This window comes from Aquimarina sp. AD10 (genome assembly GCF_003443715.1).
GTDB lineage: Bacteria > Bacteroidota > Bacteroidia > Flavobacteriales > Flavobacteriaceae > Aquimarina > Aquimarina aggregata.
Genome location: NZ_CP031965.1, coordinates 1,131,130 through 1,151,754, shown reverse-complemented (window position 1 = coordinate 1,151,754; position 20,625 = coordinate 1,131,130). Strand labels below are relative to the sequence as shown.

Annotated in this window: 23 protein-coding genes; 16 read left to right on the top strand and 7 right to left on the bottom strand. The window is 30.5% G+C overall.

Annotated elements, in window-relative coordinates; translation table 11 throughout:
- Positions 1-15: 15 nt before the first annotated feature.
- The gene (locus tag D1816_RS04905) at positions 16-801 is read right to left on the bottom strand and encodes a PhzF family phenazine biosynthesis protein (protein ID WP_118501407.1); all 786 of its coding nucleotides are present in this window, start codon (positions 799-801) and stop codon (positions 16-18) included.
- Positions 802-838: 37 nt separating this feature from the next.
- Positions 839-1,150, bottom strand: a complete 312-nt coding sequence (locus D1816_RS04900; RefSeq protein WP_118501406.1) for a helix-turn-helix transcriptional regulator — start codon at positions 1,148-1,150, stop codon at positions 839-841.
- A 291-nt stretch (positions 1,151-1,441) separates the two neighbouring features.
- Here D1816_RS04900 and D1816_RS04895 point away from each other — a divergent pair, with 291 nt between their 5' ends.
- Complete coding sequence (locus D1816_RS04895) at positions 1,442-2,659, top strand: class I SAM-dependent rRNA methyltransferase (RefSeq protein WP_066309763.1); 1,218 nt, start codon at positions 1,442-1,444, stop codon at positions 2,657-2,659.
- 68 nt (positions 2,660-2,727) lie between these two features.
- Here D1816_RS04895 and D1816_RS04890 read toward each other — a convergent pair whose 3' ends face one another.
- Both D1816_RS04890 and D1816_RS04885 read right to left on the bottom strand, forming a co-directional pair.
- Positions 2,728-3,138, bottom strand: coding sequence for a DUF2541 family protein (locus D1816_RS04890; RefSeq protein ID WP_118501405.1), 411 nt, complete (start codon positions 3,136-3,138; stop codon positions 2,728-2,730).
- A 121-nt stretch (positions 3,139-3,259) separates the two neighbouring features.
- Entirely contained in the window at positions 3,260-4,093 is an 834-nt protein-coding gene (locus D1816_RS04885; protein WP_066309768.1) for an OmpA family protein, read from the bottom strand.
- A 326-nt stretch (positions 4,094-4,419) separates the two neighbouring features.
- Here D1816_RS04885 and D1816_RS04880 point away from each other — a divergent pair, with 326 nt between their 5' ends.
- A complete protein-coding gene (locus D1816_RS04880) occupies positions 4,420-5,367 on the top strand; it encodes a peptidoglycan DD-metalloendopeptidase family protein (RefSeq protein ID WP_198403792.1) in 948 nt (315 codons plus the stop codon).
- A 7-nt stretch (positions 5,368-5,374) separates the two neighbouring features.
- Here the strand turns inward: D1816_RS04880 and D1816_RS04875 are convergent, their stop codons facing one another.
- Positions 5,375-6,637: a response regulator gene (locus D1816_RS04875; protein ID WP_118501404.1), complete on the bottom strand. Its 1,263-nt coding sequence runs from the start codon at positions 6,635-6,637 to the stop codon at positions 5,375-5,377.
- A gap of 205 nt (positions 6,638-6,842) precedes the next feature.
- Between D1816_RS04875 and D1816_RS04870 the strand changes: the two genes are divergently transcribed.
- Positions 6,843-7,442, top strand: a complete 600-nt coding sequence (locus D1816_RS04870) for a hypothetical protein (RefSeq protein ID WP_082832306.1) — start codon at positions 6,843-6,845, stop codon at positions 7,440-7,442.
- 47 nt (positions 7,443-7,489) lie between these two features.
- Here D1816_RS04870 and D1816_RS04865 read toward each other — a convergent pair whose 3' ends face one another.
- Both D1816_RS04865 and D1816_RS04860 read right to left on the bottom strand, forming a co-directional pair.
- The gene (locus tag D1816_RS04865) at positions 7,490-7,918 is read right to left on the bottom strand and encodes a hypothetical protein (protein ID WP_118501403.1); all 429 of its coding nucleotides are present in this window, start codon (positions 7,916-7,918) and stop codon (positions 7,490-7,492) included.
- Positions 7,919-8,052: 134 nt separating this feature from the next.
- Positions 8,053-8,418 (bottom strand): helix-turn-helix transcriptional regulator, encoded by a 366-nt coding sequence (locus D1816_RS04860; protein WP_066309778.1) that lies wholly within the window; start codon positions 8,416-8,418, stop codon positions 8,053-8,055.
- 168 nt (positions 8,419-8,586) lie between these two features.
- Here D1816_RS04860 and D1816_RS04855 point away from each other — a divergent pair, with 168 nt between their 5' ends.
- From D1816_RS04855 to D1816_RS04795, 13 genes are all read left to right on the top strand, one after another.
- A complete protein-coding gene (locus D1816_RS04855; protein ID WP_118501402.1) occupies positions 8,587-9,285 on the top strand; it encodes a hypothetical protein in 699 nt (232 codons plus the stop codon).
- Between the two features lie 43 nt (positions 9,286-9,328).
- Positions 9,329-9,508, top strand: coding sequence for a hypothetical protein (locus D1816_RS04850; protein ID WP_118501401.1), 180 nt, complete (start codon positions 9,329-9,331; stop codon positions 9,506-9,508).
- A gap of 112 nt (positions 9,509-9,620) precedes the next feature.
- Entirely contained in the window at positions 9,621-10,889 is a 1,269-nt protein-coding gene (locus tag D1816_RS04845) for a DUF2586 family protein (protein ID WP_118501400.1), read from the top strand.
- 25 nt (positions 10,890-10,914) lie between these two features.
- A complete protein-coding gene (locus D1816_RS04840; RefSeq protein ID WP_118501399.1) occupies positions 10,915-11,340 on the top strand; it encodes a hypothetical protein in 426 nt (141 codons plus the stop codon).
- 89 nt (positions 11,341-11,429) lie between these two features.
- Positions 11,430-11,777: a hypothetical protein gene (locus D1816_RS04835; protein WP_118501398.1), complete on the top strand. Its 348-nt coding sequence runs from the start codon at positions 11,430-11,432 to the stop codon at positions 11,775-11,777.
- 82 nt (positions 11,778-11,859) lie between these two features.
- Positions 11,860-15,783, top strand: a complete 3,924-nt coding sequence (locus D1816_RS04830; protein ID WP_118501397.1) for a hypothetical protein — start codon at positions 11,860-11,862, stop codon at positions 15,781-15,783.
- Positions 15,783-16,490: a hypothetical protein gene (locus D1816_RS04825; RefSeq protein WP_118501396.1), complete on the top strand. Its 708-nt coding sequence runs from the start codon at positions 15,783-15,785 to the stop codon at positions 16,488-16,490. The genes D1816_RS04830 and D1816_RS04825 overlap by 1 nt, the downstream gene beginning before the upstream one ends.
- Before the next feature lie 112 nt (positions 16,491-16,602).
- Positions 16,603-16,956 carry a hypothetical protein gene (locus D1816_RS04820; RefSeq protein ID WP_118501395.1) on the top strand — a complete coding sequence of 118 codons (354 nt, stop codon included), beginning with the start codon at positions 16,603-16,605 and terminating at the stop codon, positions 16,954-16,956.
- Between the two features lie 304 nt (positions 16,957-17,260).
- The gene (locus D1816_RS04815) at positions 17,261-17,485 is read left to right on the top strand and encodes a hypothetical protein (protein WP_118501394.1); all 225 of its coding nucleotides are present in this window, start codon (positions 17,261-17,263) and stop codon (positions 17,483-17,485) included.
- Between the two features lie 3 nt (positions 17,486-17,488).
- Positions 17,489-17,968, top strand: coding sequence for a hypothetical protein (locus D1816_RS04810; RefSeq protein WP_066309809.1), 480 nt, complete (start codon positions 17,489-17,491; stop codon positions 17,966-17,968).
- Positions 17,969-17,995: 27 nt separating this feature from the next.
- The gene (locus D1816_RS04805; RefSeq protein ID WP_233565282.1) at positions 17,996-18,571 is read left to right on the top strand and encodes a DUF6046 domain-containing protein; all 576 of its coding nucleotides are present in this window, start codon (positions 17,996-17,998) and stop codon (positions 18,569-18,571) included.
- Entirely contained in the window at positions 18,564-19,880 is a 1,317-nt protein-coding gene (locus D1816_RS04800) for a hypothetical protein (RefSeq protein ID WP_118501393.1), read from the top strand. Before D1816_RS04805 ends, D1816_RS04800 begins: the two co-directional genes overlap by 8 nt.
- Positions 19,881-19,892: 12 nt before the next feature.
- Positions 19,893-20,624: a hypothetical protein gene (locus tag D1816_RS04795; RefSeq protein ID WP_118501392.1), complete on the top strand. Its 732-nt coding sequence runs from the start codon at positions 19,893-19,895 to the stop codon at positions 20,622-20,624.
- The last annotated feature ends 1 nt before the right edge of the window (position 20,625 follow it).

The following is a 20,625-nucleotide window of genomic DNA, read 5'->3' as shown; positions in this document are numbered from 1 at the left end:
GAAAATGATGCTGACTTAAATATCAATTTGACCAATGAGATAAGGTACTGCATATCCACTCATAAACACGCGGTCACCTTCTATTTTACAATCCAGTTCGCCACCTCTTTTTGATAATTGAAAAGCTTTCAATTGTGTCTTGTTAAGCTTTGCGGCCCATAAAGGAACTAAAGAGGAATGGGCAGATCCGGTTACAGGATCTTCTGGAAGAATATCTGCATTAGCATCAAAAACTCTTGAAACAAAATCTGCTTTATTTCCTTTTGAGGTAATAATAATACATAAATAGGGTAATTTTTTTAGCAGCTTTAAATTGGGTTTTTCAAGTATTACTTCTTCTTCAGAAGATAAGGTAATTATCAAATCTCTAGCAGCAAAGGCTTCTATAGGTTCAGCGCTTAATGCATTATGAATTTCTTCAGGTATAGTTACAGGTACAGGTGGTCGTGAAGGAAAATCAAGGGTAATAGACCCGTTTTCTTCTTTTTTAGCTTTTAAAACACCACTTTGGGATGAAAATAAAATCTTTTTAAGTTTTGGATTTATGTATTCAAATATAACATATGCAGATGCTAATGTGGCATGCCCACATAAATCTATTTCTGCATGCGGCATAAACCATCTTATTTCATAATATTCTTCTTTTTCTACAAAAAAACCTGTTTCAGCCAAGTTGTTTTCTATAGCTATATTTTGTAATAATTCATCATCAAGCCAATAGGGTAGGTGACATATAGCTGCAGGATTACCGCCAAAAAGTTTTTTTGTAAAAGTGTCAATTTGATATATGGGTATTTTCATAGTATAAAGAGTGGCAGAACGTTATAACTATTGTCATTTATAATTCTTGATGTAAAGTGCTTAAATATTCTTTAATTACTTTTTCGTTTCTTTTAAAATAAGTCCACTTTCCGTGCCTGGTACTAATTAATAAACCAGCTCTGTGCATACCAGATAAATAGTGGGAAATTGTAGGTTGAGATAATCCTGATTTTATTTGAATGTTTTGCCCACAAACCCCATCATTAAAGTGCCCTAAATCTTTGTGAGGGGGAAAATTACCTTCGGGATCCTTTAACCACTTTAATATATTGATTCTAGTAGCATTAGAGAGAGCTTTATTAATATCCAGTATTCTTTTATTTATCATATAATAAATATACATATTTAATTATGTAAATATGTTAAAAATTTAATTTTAAAAATAATTAAGATTTATTGTAACAAATTTAAAACATAAACGTCTAGTATATAAAGAGCTAAGTAAAAAATTGTAATTGATTAATACAAGACTTAGTTTTAACGATACAATAAGAGCGCCTATCTTGATACTTCTTGAGATAGGTGCTTTTAACTTTAAGATTAATCCTACTCTTTGTTTCTTATAAAATATTAAAATCATATAGCTTTAAGAGAAGAAAAATTATTACTATTCTTGCACATGATTAATATTATTCCCGATATACAAACCAAAAGAATAGCCATTAAACTAAAGCCCGTAGCAGAAAAAATGGTGAAAAGAGGGCATCCTTGGATTTTTGAAGATAGCATTGCAAAACAGAGTGCTGAGGGAAAAGCAGGAGATTTGGCTATTATTTACGATGTAAGGAAGAATAATTTTTTGGCTTGCGGATTATATGATCCCTATTCTCCTATACGTATTAAACTTATTCAATTCAAAAAGACCGCTCAAATTAATGACGAATGGTTTAAACAAAGGATTAAGGAAGCTTATAGCATAAGAATTCCTCTTTTTAAAACTGATACCAATAGTTATAGATTACTTTTTGGAGAAAATGATAATTTACCAGGTTGCATTGCGGATATATATGATACCATTTTAGTTGTTAAGTTATATTCACATATTTGGTTTCCTTACTTGAATAGTATTATTTCTAATTTAATTGAAGTTACTGGTTGTGAAACTGTCGTACTTAGATTAAGTCGTTTACTTCAATCTAAGAATCAATCTTATGGATTAAAAGATGGCTCTGTGATTTATGGTGAATTAGAAAACGAAGTGGTTGTTTTTAGAGAACACGGAATATTATTCTCTGCGAATGTTATTAAAGGTCATAAAACGGGATATTTTTTGGATCATAGGCATAATAGAAAACGAGTAGGAGAGCTTTCAAAAGATAAGCATGTATTAGATGTTTTTTCGTATGCAGGAGGTTTTTCTGTTCATGCACTTGCAGGAGGAGCTACAAGAGTTGTAAGTTTAGATATAAGCAAACAAGCTTTAGAAATGGCAAAAGAAAATGCTTTATTAAACAACCCTAAGGGAAAGCATGAGATTTTAGTAGCAGATGCATTTGAAGGGTTACAAAATCTGATTAATAGAAAAGAAAAGTTTGATATTGTAATTATTGATCCACCATCTTTCGCTAAGCGAGAGAATGAAATTATGGGTGCTAAAAACAGTTATGCTAGATTAGCAAAATTAGGATCAAAATTAGTATCTAAAAATGGCACACTTGTACTAGCATCATGTTCATCAAGAGTAACAGCAGATGATTTTTTTGAAATTTCAGAAACGAGTATGTTGGAGTTGGGGATGGCATTTGATGTGTTGGAAAAAACATTTCATGATATTGATCACCCTATTAGTTTTCTGGAGGGAGCTTATCTTAAATGTGGATATTATAAAATGAAGTGATGTATATTATCATAAAATGAAAAAAGCGAGAATTATTTAAGGGGTTCTCGCTTTTCCTGTTTATTATATTAATGTTTTCCAAAAACATGAACTTTTGCTCTTTTTCGAGATAGGTTCTTTGTGTCATAAAAGAATGTAATATCTTTAATAATTCTTTTATTTCCCTTTAAATCTATTGTTTTAGAGGTGCTTCTACGTGAAAAGTTATGTCTAAGCTGTATAATATCTTTTTTGCCATTACCATATTCAATGACCATTTTATGCATGTTAATAGCCCCGTTGGTGACTTTGATCTTTAATTTCTTAAATCCTCCTTTTTTGGCTGTTACATGTATTACATCTTTATCTAATCTATAGTTTACAGTTCTAGAACCTAAGTGATCCCATTCAATTTTGGTAAAACTAAAACTACTTGTAATAAGAAATAAAGCTAATAGAATTGAGGTAACCGATACTCGTTGTAATGTTATTGCTTTCATAGTTTTTAAATTTATTGATTTACTATTTTGACTATGAACGCGGTAAAAGGTTTAATGTAGAAACAAAAAAAAGGAAACAAATCTTGTTTCCTTTTTTTTAAAATAATTTGAAATGTGACTTCTAGTTAGAAGAAAGCATAGCAAAAAATTTGTCCATATTTGGTAATAAAACAATTCTTGTTCGTCTATTTATAGCCATATTTTCTTGTGTATCATTTTCTACAAGAGGTTTATAACTACTTCTACCAGATGCTATTAATTTAGCAGGATCTACATTATAAGAATTTTGTAATTTTCTTATAATAGACGTTGCTCTTTTAACACTAAGGTCCCAGTTGTCTTGTACTACAGCAGTACTAATAGTTCTAGGATCAGTATGTCCTTCGACCATTACTTCTAAACTTGGTTCAGAATTAATTACATCGGCTAATTTTTTTAAGATGTCGTCTGCTTTATTACTAACTCTAAAGCTTCCACTGTTAAATAACATTTTATCTGATATAGAAATCATAACAACGGTATTATCTATATTAATAGAAATATCCTCATCTTCTTTAAGGTTATCAGATAATGAACTTTTTAAATTATGAGATACCGCTAAATTCATTGAATCCTTAAGAGTTTTTGCTCCTTGCAATTTTTGAGGATCAACTTTTGATAAAGTTTCTCCCATTTTAGCTTTGGTGTTGTTAGAAATGGCAGCGATACCATCTACCATTACCATTTTTTCATTATTAGAATCTTTTAAAGAATTAATTTTAGAGTTATAATCGGCTACTCTTGCTTCAATCTTCGCAAATTTACCTTCTAGCTCTTCTTTTTCTACAGCTGTTCTTTGTAGTGTACTTTGAGTATCCTGTAGTTGCTGTTCTAGAGCTACATATTTTTTCTTAGATACACATGATGTCATTAAAATGACCCCCGACAGTGCAATAAATGCAAATGATTTTTTCATGGTTATTCAATTAATTATTATGCTCTTTTAACTATTGCATATTTTTTTTATTGCTTGTCTATCTATTAATTTTTTCACATCAATTTCTTAAAAAATGTTAATAAATTTAACTTTAATAGATATCCCACAATATAATTACGTTAGTACTGCATATAATATATTTGCTAATTTACTGTAAATCAAAAGTATAGATTTTTGGTATACTTGTGTCGAAGATTTTTTTTTAAATTAATTATTGTTTTATTGTAACAACGTATTATTTTTATGGTCATATTGTAAAAAAGAGATATCAGCCCAGATCTACTTAAATTTTTAATAATATGTTTTTGAATTGTAAGAGGCAAATATCTTTAATTGTCATTATTTTATTTTTTTTAATACCAATACAAGTTTTATTTAGTCAACAAAAAAAACTTGATGTAAAGGAATATAAAGAGTTAATTATTAACGGTTCTTTTGTATATCTTCCGATATACAAAAACAAAAAACAGTTCTTACCAAAATACGTTATTCCAAATCCTTCTAATAAGGAATTTATTGCAAAGTGGGATAATCAAAATTTTAACCCTTATCGCGGAGAAAAGATAACGTACCCGTTTCAATTAGCATTTGAGTCTACAAATTTTTCTTCTCCAGTAGATCGTAAAATGGTGGTTACCTCACGTTATGGATTAAGAAGAGGAAGACCACATCAAGGGATAGATATAGACCTGCATATCGGCGATAGTGTAAAATCTGTATTAGATGGTAAAGTACGCTATGTTGGTTATCATGGGGGACATGGAAAAACTGTTATTGTAAGACACCGTAATGGATTAGAAACTGTTTATGCACATTTATCAAAGTATCTTGTAAAAGAAAACGAAGAAGTCAAAAAAGGGCAGGCTATAGGAAAAGGAGGAATAACAGGTAACTCTAGAGGGAGTCATCTCCATTTAGAAGTAAGATATCACGGAAAAAGTGTAAATCCCGAATATTTATTTGAATTTACAAAGGAAGCTAAAATCCGATCAGATATACTTTATGTAACTCGTAAGTGGATGAATCCCAGATATCACAGATCTACTCGTAAAAGTAATGTTGTTGTTCATAAAACTATTGATGATATAACAATACAAGAAGAGCAAAAACAAAAGACGTACATCGTTAAAAAGGGAGATACACTACATAGAATAGCTAATAGACATGGGTTAGCTGTATCAGAAATTTGTAAGAAAAATTCGATAAAATATAATGCCGTTTTAAAAATAGGGCAGCAAATTATCGTGAATTAAAAAATAACTATTGATTCAGTATTGGATTTTCAAGATGTTTATTGATTATTTCTAATAAATGATTTTTGGTGTAGGGCTTAAGAATATAATCATTTAAACCTGCGTGAATAATTTGCCTGTTTAATTGAGTAATATCAACAGCTGTTAATGCTATAACAGGAGTTTTAAGATTAAATTCTCTTATTCTTTTAGTAGTACCAATTCCATTTAATTTAGGCATGTTAATATCCATAAGGATAACATCATATCGATTCTCTCTCACCAATTCTATAGCATCAAAACCATTATCGATCGTTGTACACTCAAAATGCTCTTTAGAAAGAATTTTATCGGCTACTAATAAATTTAGTTTATTGTCATCTACTATAAGAGCTTTTCGTTTGGTATTTGTATTAGCCTCATTGCTATCATTATGGTCTTCGATATTATCGTTTTTATCGTCCTGTACCTGTAAGTCTAAAACAAGAGCATATTCAGAACCTTCTTGCGCATTTTTTTGAATGATAATATCACCATTGATCACATTTACTAAGCCTTTAACTATTCTTGAGTTAATACCAGTACCTAAATAAGATTTCTTTGCACTTTCAATGTTAATAAATTCTTGGTATATAGATTTTTGATCTTCTGAAGAAATATCATCCCCATTATGTTTAACCTTAAAAGAGATATTATTACTGTTATGTTTACTTTTAATTAAATGTACAGAAAAATATACGTCTCCATTTTTTGTAAATCGTAAGGCATTACTAATAAGATTCATCAAAATTTGTGATAGAATAGAAGCATCGCCAATGACCATTGGATTAATTTCGGGATCGAAATCATAATGCAATGTATTATCACTATTATCTGTTGCGTAACTAAATGAATTTACAAGGTTTTGAGTCACTTCCTGAAGGTTAAACAAATTGTTTTGGGACTTAATACCTTCAACATCTAAATAATTTATATGAAGTACATTATTAATAAGATTTAATAAATAATCTCCAGAAAATTTCAGAGATTTTAGTTTTTTATCATCTTTAAGTTCTGGATATTCTTCGGCAATAAGATTTGTTAATCCCATAATGCCGTATAATGGAGTTCTTAATTCTTGACTAAGGACAGTAATGTAGTCTTGTTGTCTATGTATTTGTTTTTTTGTTTCCCTTTGTAAAGACTTTAACTCTCTATCCTTATTCTTTAGTGATTTTTTAAGACCATAATATTGTATCAACAAAAAGAGAATTATAGATAGAAGTATTCCTCCGATGATATAGTAAGTCATAGAACCTTTTTACGACAAAGATAATGTATATCTAATAAGTAAGTAGTGAGGATTTCCCCAAAATATTGAAATCCGAAAAAGTTTTTTTATATTATTAACAGCCATAATATAGTATATTATTTATCTTTATGGCACATTAGTTGATGTTTTTATGAGTATGAGATCACTGTTTTGTTTATGTTTTTCGATTTGTATTTGTTCATTTGTGAATGGGCAAGTAGAAACGGGTTCGTCAATTAAAATAGATAGAGAAAGTGATCTTAAAGCTAGTAAATTTGATTTATCAACTGGTTTAGAAACACCTAAATCGGATAGTAAAATTACGCTATATAGCCTTCCGAAAGAATTATCTGAATATGGAAGACCTAAGAGACCCTTTAATATGAATGGCGATGATGGTTTTTTTAAACCAAATACAGAAATTACGCCTAAGTGGTTTAAAAAAGATAAAGCTATCAAAGATGAGTTTAAAAGTGATCAGTATCTAGGAGATTTCAAAAGTTCAGGCAAATTTGTTCATCTTGTATACAGAGATCATGAGCATGTAGATGGAGATCAGGTACGCATTTTTATAAATGATGATGTGATTAGATCTAAAATTTATCTATCTAGTGCTTTTCAAGGTATTAAAATCAATTTGACCAAAGGATTTAATAAAATAGATATCCAGGCTTTAAATCAAGGAGAATCAGGTCCCAATACTGCAGAATTTCAGCTTTATGATGATCAAGGTGTCCTTATAACGGGAAATGAGTGGAATCTTACTACAGGAGTAAAAGCAACTATGATTGTTGTAAAAGAATAATTATCAAGATCACTCATACTCCTGTATTTCTTAAATAGTTTTGCAAATTATGAAATCCAAGCTTTTACTGTGGCTCTTTTTGAAAACCAGATTAAAAAGATTGCAACAAGCAACACAAGTATAGGCATTACCATTCTACTTCCTGACAGAACAATAAAATCTTGTAAAAAGAAATTGTAGGTTGTTTGCATAACTATACCGATCAAAGAAAGTATAAATAGAATTGATGCTATTTTTTTTCTTAAAAGTAATAAAATACACCCTAGAGCACCTGCAAATACAGCAATAGCAAAGGCAGCAGTTACCCACGCAGGCATGTTATTATAGAAACTTTGTTCTGCTTCTGGTAAAGAAGCTATAGCTTCATCTGTAATATATGCTTGAGCCAAATAGGCAAGAACACCCATTATATTCCAAAGTAAGGCAAGAATTGCAATAATCCAGAACCAAATAGGAGGTTTGTTGGCGATTTTCATGATAAGTTGTTATTTAATTGTTTGTCATAACAAGATACCCAGAAACCTCATAAAATACAAATCGCCTGTTTTATGAATAAAATTTCACACAATAATTAGACCTTACTACTGCAGAATTAGGAATAAGATTGTAATTAAGTTTTTAAACTAGAACCGTTAGTAGTTTTTGTACTTTCAAGTTTTTCTAAACGCTTTTTTATTAAATCTAGATCACTTGTAAGTGCTGATAAATCAATTTTTTCTAATTCTTTGTCTCGAAACATTTGTTGGCTCATGTCAAATAAATAATAAGGGTTTACATCAAAAATTTCAATGATATTTTTTAAAATATCATATCCAGGTTTTGTTCTTTTTCTGCTTCCATCTGGTTGTAAACGCCCTCCTGTAATACTATCAATAGTAGTACTGGTAACGCCAATTTTGGCAGCAAAAGAATTGTTCGACAAGTCTAATTCCTCAATTATTTCCTTAACTCTTTTATGAATATCCATTGAATCCATAATAATTATTTAACAGCAATATTCTGTAAAATGTTTTTGTATTCGGTAATATGTTGGTATATTTAAGGGGTAATTATCTACACATTAAATGTATAGAAAATAAATCAATTATAGGTTCTTCTTAGAAACAAAGAACTGAAAAGAAAGGAATTTAATTTAATTATACCTATGATACTTCAACAATATTACGAACAAAAAAAAGAAAAAATTGATAGCATTGTTAATGCCGAGAGTAATAGAGTAAGGATAGGACTTTATAGCGATAGGGTGTTTGATGAAGAAGATGAAGATGAACCAGTAATAATGTTTAAATACAATGATGTTGTTTGGAATACTTCGTCAGAGAAAGAATATAAAGCCGATGTTGATTTTAGTGTCTATATAGTTTTAAACGATAAGTTTGAAAGAGATTACATAGAAAGTTTTGAAATAGCAAGACAAGTAGATGAGGCAATTCTTCTTCACCCTAATCGATCAGAAATCATAATAAATAATGAAGCCATTGCAGACGGTGAAACAGAAATAGAACTTATTAAAAACTCGGCGTTAAAAGTCAAAGAGTGTCAATACACTGTAGAAGAGGATCATTGGAAAAAGAATAACTTTTATATCTGGAAGATTACCTATAAAACAACTCTTATCGAAAAAGAATATAAGAAAAGGTATACAATGATTTCTAATGGAGCATTTAATAGGAGAGAATTAGAGCAAAAAGAAGAGCAAGTACGCGTTAATTTAAGAAAACTTGGGTATGATCTTGATGACTATAATAATGTAGAGTATAATGGTAAACAATTACTGGTCTTAAAAAATGTGAAAGAGAAGCTTACGATTAATAAGGATAAAAAAGTAACCTTAAAAGGTTAGAACAGTTAGAAGATTTAATAATTGCTGTAAAAATTAGAATAAAATGAAAAGAAAAAATGGCTTATTAGAGAAAAGAAGAAGGTATGTGCAAAATTACGTACTTGAAAATCAGGATAAACAAATGAAGCTTATTGTTGCAGAACTTTCTGAACGATTGTTTTTATCAGAGCGCACAATATATAACATACTAAATCAGAGCCCTATTTTGGTTGAAGTTGCATAAATTACTGAAACTACTGTTTTTGTAATACGTGTTTTTCATTTTTTTTAGTTTGCTATTTTATCTTTAGGTGTTAAACACTATAAAGTATAAACTTAAATTAAATTCATACATAATGGGTAATTTATTAAATGACGTTGTTATCAACAAATTGTCTGGTGGTTTAGGCCGTAGGACTCCTGATAGGGATATGGTTTCTGGACTATTATTTGATTTATCTCCTTCAGGAACAAAGAAAAGTGAAAACCCAAATATAGAAGTAGGACGTTTATATAGATTTGCGTCATTAGAAGATGCAGAGGGTTCAGGATTTGTAAGTTCTATAGATAAAAATGGCTGTTCTGTTTATTATCAAATAGCACAGTTTTTCAGAATTAATCCTTCTGGAGATTTATTAGTAATGGGAGTTGATAATTCTGTTGCTATTGGTGATAACACTGAGGATACCTATCAGAATTTAGTTGCACAAACTGACAATTTATTAACAAAAGCAAACGGAGAAATTAGACAACTTGCTGTTTCATTTGGTAAATTAACTACAACATTTGCAGAAACTACTGGTGCTGTGGGTGTAGCAGCAACAATAACTAGAAAAGCTTTTGAAACAGATTATAGACCATTAGAAATCCTTTTAGAAGGTAAAGGTTTTGGGGAGTTAATAGTAGATGGTGGTCCTGGTGTCGCAACTGCAGAAAACTTAAGAGGACTTAATGCTCCTAACGTATCAGTAACTATTGCTATAGATCCTGAAAAAGCTAACGAAACCGGTGGTAATTTTAAAAATACGGCAGCGGTAGGTGTTTTGTTAGGAGCAGTGTCAAGAGCAAAAGTATCTGAAAATATAGCTTGGATAGAGAAATTTAATCTTACCGGAGAAGGCTTTAGATCAGTAGGTTATGTCGGAGGTTTAGATTTACCTACAGAAGGTGATCAAGGAACCTTAAATAATCTTGGATATATTTTTAGTCGTAAACATATTGGTATTCCTGGAGTTTATTTTAATGACAGTCATACATGCACTTTAGAAACAGACGATTTTGCTTTTATAGAAGCTAATCGAACAATTAATAAAGCTGCCAGAATTTCACGTACAGCACTACTTCCAAAACTTAATTCACCAGTATTGGTTGATCCAGAAACAGGTAAACTACCTCCTTCTGTAGTAAAAGGTTATGAAACTCTTTGTAGATCGGCATTAGAGCGCATGATAAGTAATGAGGAAGCTTCAGATATAGATGTTTTTGTAGATCCTAATCAGGATATCCTAGCAAATTCTCAGTTAAATATAAAGATTGCAATTGTGCCTTTAGGAACGGCACGTAAAATTGTAGTTGATCTAGGATTTAAGAACCCATTTCAAATTAACGCTGCGGCGGCATCATAAATAATAATAGTATAAAATAAGAAATATGTCACATTTACCATTAATAAACGGCCAACGACATAGTTGGTCCTCTATAGAAGTAAATCTTTTAGATCGCATCGTTACCGGGATTACGTCTATTAGTTATGACGATACAGAAATGAAAGAAAACCATTATGGTGCAGGTAATATGCCAGTACATAGAGGCAGAGGAAAGTATGAAGCTAATGCGTCGATGACATTGTATAACTACGAAGTTGAAGCAATACAAGCAGCCTTGCCAAGAGGACAACGATTAATGGACTCACCACCTTTTGATGTAAAAGTTAGTTTTTTAGATGAAAGTAATGCTATAATTACACATGTTATTCGTAATTGTGAATTTAAATCTAATAACCGAAACATGAGTCAGGGTGATACAAAAATTGAAGTATCCTTAGATCTTATCGTTTCACATATTGAGTGGAACTAGAAAGAAATTTTAGAATATAAAATATAAGAACCCCAGACGGTACTAATTGTTTTGGGGTTTGTTTTTGATATATAATCTTTATATAAGCTATGGAAAATACAGACACTACAGCTCAAGTTGCATTATTAGACGGTAATATCACCGATGCGCAATTAAAGCGTTGGAAATATCAATATAAAAAGGTGGTTAAATTATCTGTAGAAGATGATGACGGTTATACATTTTTTGCATATTTCAGAAAACCAACAATAGCTATTCGTTCGGCAGTATTGCAAGCGTCAAAAATGGATGAGTTTAAAGCACTAGAGGTATTATTTAAAAACTGTTATTTAGGTGGAGATACAGATATTGTTGATGATGATGATTTACGACTTAATATCACTACCTCATTTTCTGACTTTATAAAACCTAAACCTGTAAAAATTGAAGTACTATAAGACTTAATACGGTTAGATCTATAGCTTTTACAATGATAGACCAAATCAATGCTCTTGTATTTAACACCTTCTCTTCCAAATAATGGAAAATAAATTATATACGGTAAAAATAAAAAATACAGATAGTAATTCAAGAGCTGAATTCAGAAGGCAGTTTCATTTGATATGGGATAAATGCGATATTCAATATTATCAAAATAAAAGACAAGAAAGTCATGTAAAAAAAGAATTACAAGCAGCTGGAATAACTGCAAATAATTATCCAGATTCAACTCCTCCCAAGATAGATTTAAATTTGTTAATAGAAGAAGGAAGATATACTTCTGAAGAATCTAAACGATTAGTCTTAGAAGAAATGACTATTGTTGCAAAGGAAAGAGCAAATAAAACGTCTTTTCTGAAATTTGAATCTACAAACGCAAACAACAAACAAAATAAGAGTAATACAAGTAATTCTAAGATTCTAAATACTCCTTTATTAATACAAATCATAGGCGAGAACAAGCACCTTATCAAAATGAAATCTAAATTTCTGGATGATTTGATGGTGCTATTAGCAAGAGGTGAAACAGATGCTTATAGTGTAGTTAATAATTTTAGATATAGGAAGTTGGTAAATTTTATAAATACCAAGTATAAGGAGTATCAAACGCATAGGTATCTTTGGGATTCTTTGGGTAATACCATAGATGATGGCTATACAACGCTATCAGGAGTAGTTGTGACTAAAGAAAATCTAATTTCATTAATTTATAATAGGTATTTAGCAAACCCAAATTATATTCCTCAAGTAAATACATTTTGGGAAACACTCATAAATAAAATTCGAAATGATAAATTAAGAGTGAATTTAATTTTACTTGATCCTAATTATAAAGAACTTCGGGATTATATTGAAAATGTTAACAAAAGTATTCCTCAAGAAAAAACAAATATAGAGAAGTATCGAGCGGCACTTATATCAAAAGTTACAGAAACGTATAAAAAGGATACTTCAAAAAATGGCATTGCTAAAAAACGAATAGAAGGAAGAATAGCCAGAAATAAAAAGTTACTTAAAAGGTTAAAAGATTTTTCTGTCTCTTTGACAGAAATTATTAAAGAGTACCAAGAATTATTTTTGTTTTTAGATGTTATAGATGTTGACATAACAGTGTTTAGTGATGAAAAAGTATACCCTGATTTAAGTTGGACATTTACAGAGTTTACACTTAGTTCTTGGTATCCAAATCTTAGTTCTAAAACTATTTACTTTAGTGGTCCTACTACCAAAGTTGTTCTTAATAAAGACGGTACTGTTAAGTCATATATACTAGATGAAGTAGTCGTAACAGCACAGGTTATTCGTTTAGAGGCAAAAACTACAATTTGGGGAGGAATAAGGCATTATGTAGTTAAGCCAAAACATATATTTCAATTTTTAACCCGTAATGTGGGTGAAGTGTTATCTTTTAGAGAAGCCGTTGCCTATACAAAAGATAATCGATTGTTGCGTCAGGGCGGTTTTAATGTAGTGATCAATAATTTAAAATTTACTATTCATGGGTTTTTGTCAAAAGATCTAGATATAAAAATAGATCTTCGTAAAGAACAAATTAGACCCGTAGCTAGACGACGTACCAAAAATGGTCCATATGCCTATTATATTTACTTTTCTGATGAAGAAGGAAATACTGATAAAAATTATATTTATACAGCAGATTATGCGGCATTTGAAATGATTGTAAAGAGAATGGGACTTATTTTAGGTTCGAAATTCTTGAATACATTATCTGATATTTATATAGAAGGTATAACAGAAGCAAAAAAAGATTCTCATAAACTAAGTAGGTATTATGCCTCTTTACCAAGTAGCACGTATAAAAATGATAGTGGTCTTCGTGTTAATAAATTTAGTCAGAAAGAACTAGAGGAGGATTTAGATACTATTCTAAAACAATGGTTCATTTTAGATGCAGGATTTAGTGGGGCAAATGAAGAAGTGGCATTGATCAATATTTTGATAGCTATGGACCCTAAAGAAATGTATAACTATCTATATAAAAATACAGATGTTCTGTATAAGATATTTGATGCGGTAGATGGCAGTGAATATAAACGTTTCGTGCAGTATTTGAGTAGGGTAGTTGATGTTTTTGACGAAACGGATCTTAATAGAACAATTTGGTTTAGTAATAACTCTTATTCAGAAAGAGATATTCATGTAAAAACAAGTGATTGGAACGGACAAAACAAAATTTATTTTGATAACTATAGCCAAAATACTACTTTTTATATTAGACATGGTAAAAAAGAAGCACTCAATCTAGAAGGGTATTATTTTCATCCATTGGAACTTGTTTCTTTTAAAACAGTTGTTAATGGTATAGAAACAGAAGCATTAACAGTTCCTGCATTTTATCTTTATAATAAGGTTGATAATCAAAATTTATGGGATTGGTTTGAGATCGCTTTAGATGTAGTAAGTGTTGCTTCGATATACGGTTCTGCAAGAGTGATTTTAACTACAGCATTAAAGCAGGCAGGAAAAAAATTGACCAAAAGGCAGCTAGCCAAGCAAGCTCTTGCCTTTGCAAATATTGCTAAAGAGACGAGTAGTTTTGCAATAAGAAACGAAGACCTTAATCAATGGATGCTTGATAATGGTCATGAAAAACTATTAAAAACCTGGCGAATATTAGATACTACAGGAGACCTTATATATTTAGGAAGTAGTCTAAGAAGCCTTAAAAATATAAACCTAAAAGGGTTAGAAGGTAATGTCAAAAGAGGTTTTGATAAAGGTGTTGTACAAAACTATCAAAAGCTTAAGCAATATATGTATGAGGCAGATGAAGTTGTACAACAATTATTGCGAGAAGGTAAAGAGATTCCAGAAAACCTCAAAAATCATCTTTTAAAATTAGAAAAAGATCTTAATGGGTTTTTGGATCAAGTTATTGGAGCCAATGGTCCAGAGTTTCAATTAGCATTTGCAGAAATTGGTAGTAGTTCTCATAAAGGAAGAAGAATCAATTTCGAATCTCGCAGTCCTGGTTCTCAAATGGGTGCAGCTAAAATTGCTAAAGAAGCAGCATTAAAGAAAAAGTTTAATATTGATCATCTCACCATAAAACAACAAAAATATTTTGAGGCATTAGATGAACTTGAGATTACAGATAAAAAATTACTTGATCAACTCATAAAACACGGTAAAGACACTCCTAATGTAACCATTAAACCTAAAAAAGCTGCCGAGAATTTTAAGAAAGGAAAAGTATATAATAAAGATGCTAAACGTTGGATGACTCCTGATGAAATAAAAGTTGATAGAATTAAGAAAACAATTAATATTCTTAAAGAAAAAGGATATGACCATTTAGCTAGATTAGCAAAAAGAACAAGAAATTATCAAACTCATCATGATAAGGGGATGAGAAAATTTATTTTGGACGCGACTGATGATAAATTTAATGAGTATCTAAACATTTTTAGAGTAGACGGTAAAGCAAGTAGCCCTTTTATGCCATATTATAGGCAATTGGGAGAAGGACTTGAAAAATTAAGAAAAACAGCAAAAACTACTAAAAAAGTAAAAGCAACAGCACTTAAAGAAGTAATGAAAGGGTATGAAAGGCATCATCAAATTATGGTAAGTGTGATGCAAAAAAACAATACTTTCCAAAAAATAATGGAATGGGCATTAAGTAGAAAGCCGCCTTTGGATATTGGATTTAATGATTTTAAAAGAAATATTATTATTTTGCATAAAGAACAGCACGGTTACCATAACATACGAACTGAAGTTATGCAATCAATGATTAACGATATTGAGTTAGTGTTAAAAAAAGGAACAGAATCTATTAATTCGAAAATTTCAGAATTAGAACAGCTAACAAAAGGAAAAAATGATAAAAAATACAAACAAGCATTTAATGATTTAAAGGGGATAATTAGTGATGAAACAGATAAGATAATCAAACAGGTAATTCAAATACAGAACGGGCATTTAGATAAAATAAAATAATGGGAGAAATAAGATATACGTTTAAAAGAGCTATTACCACACCTATGGGTAGTAGTAATGAAATAACACCAAGTATAAATGCTGAAAATGTAAAAGATAAAAATAGTTTCATTCGAAGTGATGATGGTTGTTTGACAATGGCAGAAGGTAATAAAGTACTATTTGATTATTTAGTCCCTGAATATGTTGACGATTTAATGAAGGTGAGTTTTCTTTGTGATTTTCATCATTGGATTGTTGAGGAACCAGATGAAATATTTAGTTACCCAATTTCAAAACAGATGAAAATAGTATTAGACCAATTTAATCTATATCCAAATAAGTTTTATACCGCTAAAGTCCTGTTTGAAGAAAAATTTTATGATTATTTTGTTTGGCAATTATTCTTAGATGGTTTTGATAAATATGTCGATTTTGATAACAGTACATTTTGTGAGTGGAAATATTTTGAAAAGATAGGAAATGAGGTTATCATGGCTAAAAATGAGGAAGAATTAAGCGATATTTCTTTTGATAAAAACTGGAGACATTTTGGTTTTGAGAAGGCTGTAATGAAACCTGAGTTTAAAAATAATGATTGTTTTGTTATGCCGTATCCACACGGAATATTAATCAGTAAACGTTTAAAAAATGCCTTAGAAGCTGCAAAGCCAGCTTTAACAGGTTTTGAAATTACACCTTTTCCTGTTGAGTTTGAGTATTTTTAGGATATTTGCGTAAGCAAAGTTTGATAATATAATTGTAAACGGTAACGGATGAAGACTATGATTAAAAAAATTAAGGCAAGGTAATTGATATAACTACTTCAAAACATCTACTATGAAATCTGTTACAATATTATTTGTAGTATTCATGTCGTTATCTTTTACTATGGAAAAAGATAATCACCTTATAGTAAATAATACTCAAAAACTAGATACTTGCGACTTTAATGGTAAAAAACTATATGGCAAAATACAATTTGTAGAGTTTGCCAACCAAGCCGATATCAAAGTACAGATTGTAAATAGTTTTCCTGATCTTAAGGTGCAATTTGTAGAGAGTTTTCCCGATAAATGCGGCGAATGGCAGGTTGTAGAGTTTGCCAATCAAGCCGATTTAAAAGTATATATCACGGAAAGTTTTCCAGATATCAAAATACAAACTGTAGGTAGTTTCCCTGGATTGCCATAGGTTCATACTATTATTAGATGTCCGTCTGAGCCCTGAGTAAACTATGTATCTCTTGTATGTTTTTAATTTGATAAGTTAGGTTTTCTACGAACAAGTTAACGATATGTATATAAAATATGAGCATAAAGCTTAGTCCTAAAAGACTGAGCTTTTTTTATTTACAGAAAATTTACTGCAAACACAGAAAACCATGCATACTCTTTACATGGTAAAGCATTTGCGTTTCCTATTTTTAAGAAGTATTGTAACTAGTTTATTGCATAATCATGTGCTATAAAAATAGAGTTATTGTAATTTTTTGATTATGAATGATTCAGGAAATAAAAACTTAGGAGGTGGCCTAAACCTTAATGAAAACCCTAAAATACCGGATACATCTGGTATTCTTAATGCTTTAGGCGGAAATACAACAGCACCTACTATTACTATAGGCAATTTTATAGTGGGTAGTACTACAAATGCAAGCGATCAGGAATCTATAGAGGATAAATTACTTAAAGCCAGAAAAGATACGTCAATAACAGGGTAGTTCATGAAAAAAGATAGTGATCAAATATTGCTTTGGAAAAAAGAATATAAACAAATCATAAAGATACAATCTGATGATGACGAAGTAGCGTATTTTAAAACTCCTACATTATCGGTGCTGGATACGTATAACGATATGAAAGAGAATGATGTGTATAAAGCACTAGAATTCTTGTTTAATGCTTGTGTTTTAGAAAATAATGAGTATGAAGATGAGTTTTTGTTGTCAGCAGGTAAATCGTTGGTACAAAAAGTTATCACAGATAAAAGTATCTCTATCAATAGTGAAACTGGAAAAGATGAAATAAAAAAATCAGCAGCTTTAGTACGACATTATTTTAATGTAGACCCTTATGATTTAGGAGTAGATGAGTTTTATAAATTACTTTCAGAAGCATTATGGCTTCAAGATCACAAAAACAAACAACTAGAATTTGCAATTGCCAATGTATTAGTAAAAACATTTGGTAATACGATGCAATAGTAAAAAGATAGCGATAAGAAAGATATTATGGGTTTTAATATTAATTTAAAAAATGCATTAGATCAATACGATGGACTTATAGATTTTGCGGTTGATGAAGCAGCAAATCTAGGGTTTACAGAGTTTAAAGATTTTATTATAGATAAAAAAGGTGGTGAGTTTAATCTTCCTGTTTTTGCGCCATTGGTTTTTGAACCTCTGATAAAAAGAGACTTAGTACTTCCTTTTATGAGAATCGATGCAGTCACTATTTCTGTTAATAGATCAAAAAACATTCAAACTACTGCAATAGAAGGGCGCAATCATACTATAAAAGAACATATTTCTAATGGTGATTTTTCAATAAATATAGATGGACTTATTGCAGATGATGAGTTTTCAAAAGATTACCCAAAAGGGAAGCTGTTTTTATTAAAACAATTTCTTAATGCTCCGTATTCTTTGCGTATTACTCATGCAATCCTAAATAGACTTGGGGTACATGAGATTGTCATACAATCATACAGTATCCCATCCATAGAAGGGGTTAAAAATATTCAGAAATTTTCAGCTCAAGCAATATCAGATGAACCTTTAGAACTAATCATTCGGGATAATGCTTAACCTAAATTGTAAAATAAAGGTCTTTGAGACCAATGACCAATTACAACCCACAGATCGGGTGTATGAGTTCGGGTATGCTTATGATATTCAGATAGAATCATCATATGATAATTTTACAGATACAGCAGTTATAAAGATTCCTAAAAAAATAATAGTAAATCAATTAAATAGTACACTTGGGTTTGAAGTATTAAAACAGTTGCCTATTGGTCCAAAAATTCAGAGTATTTATGAATACTTAAAGCAAGATAATTATATAGAAATATTTCTTGGGTATAATGGTGATTTTAAACCGGCGTTTAGAGGGTATATAACAGAGGTAAAAGGTGATGCTCCGGTATGTATTACATGTCAGGATATGATGTATCTGCTTAAAAAAACCAAAATGGTTATTGATGGTACTTCGGATAATGAAGACCCTCAAAATAGGATTTCACAAAACCCGTCACAAACAATAATGCCCAGTCAAATCAAACCGATTTTAGAAACTAAACTTCAAGAGTTAGGAGTTGTTTATGAAGAACTTAAAATTGAAGATAATTTAAGTGCATTAATAATCGATAGGAAATCATCTGTAGCTAATTATTTAAAATGCTTAAAAGATCAATATAAAATCTATTCATTTTTTAAGTTAGAAAATGATTGTAGTAAGTTGCATGTTACTAATAATCCTGATGTTTTTAAAATTGAAGAAATACAGAATTTCACAGAGCTTTATAAAAATACCCCATCAGATGAAATACCGATACCTCAAGCATTACTTAATAAAGCAATATCAATTTTAGGAATTCGAGATGTTCTAGATTTTTTTAGTCGTGATGACGGGTTTATAGGAATAGGAAGATTTAGGTTCTTTTATAATATTATTCGTGATGAACTTAAGGTTAATCGGGAACAAGTTACTGCCATTAGAATGCGTGCAGAAAAATATTTTATAAACTCTAATACTCCAATTTTTGTTGAATTAGGGGATCCTGGAGATGGAGAATTAATAGAAACATACACGCTACATGATAATGAAAATGAACTACCTACTCAAGATGCTCTTTTTCAACAAGAAGAACAACGAGTAAAGGCAGAATTAAATACATTTCTTGGTTTTCGATTAGCTAAAGAAAAACAAACAGGGCTTACTGGTAGTTTTGAAACTTTTGGAGAACCATTTATGAGACCAACAGATAGAATAATACTTGAAGATGCAGAGGATGAAGAAAAAAATGGGGTTTTTCAGGTAAAAAAAGTAAAGAGAAGTTATGGTACTAGTGGTTACAGACAGATAATTAGCGTGGGTAGACGAGTAGAAGATTAGAAAGAATAATTTATGGCAGAAATCGCAAACATAATAAAGAAAATAGCTACTGAAGGGCAAAAAATACACACGTATCCCGCCAAAGTAATTAGAGTAAATAGAGATGAAAATGCATTACATCCAGAGGATGAAGATGCATACTCAGTAGATGTTATGAGAGCAGATGGTGCAGAGATCTCACATGTAAGATTAAAAGCATCTTTACAGGATAAGGAGCAAGGGATTATATGTATTCCTAAAGTTGGTAGTTGGGTCTTGGCATCAATTATTGAAACTACAGAAACCCGTGCCTTTATTTCTCAATATTCTGAAATAGATAAAATATTTTTACGTATACGCAATGATGATGATACCTATTTTCAGATGCAAACAGGAGGAAATGAATCGAGATTGTCGTTTAAAAGATTAGAATCTGAGGGTAACCCTATTACAAATACACCTCCGCTGTTTAAAGATATATCAAGTATAGGGTATTCATCAGATGAAGTTAAAATTGATTTTTCAGAAGGTCAAGGTTATCAAGCTGTAATACAAGATGAATCAATTGTATTTAATCATGAAGCCAAAGGTTTGAACTTTGCAATGGGAGATAAGTTTAAAGTAGAGGTAGGCGAGAATAACTTAAAAGATCAACTTAATGACTTGATAACAGAAATATCAAAAATCGTAGTAGCACAAGGAGTAAGCCCAGATGTAGGGGCGCTTGCTGATATCAACGCAAAAATTAACGAAATAATGGAATAAT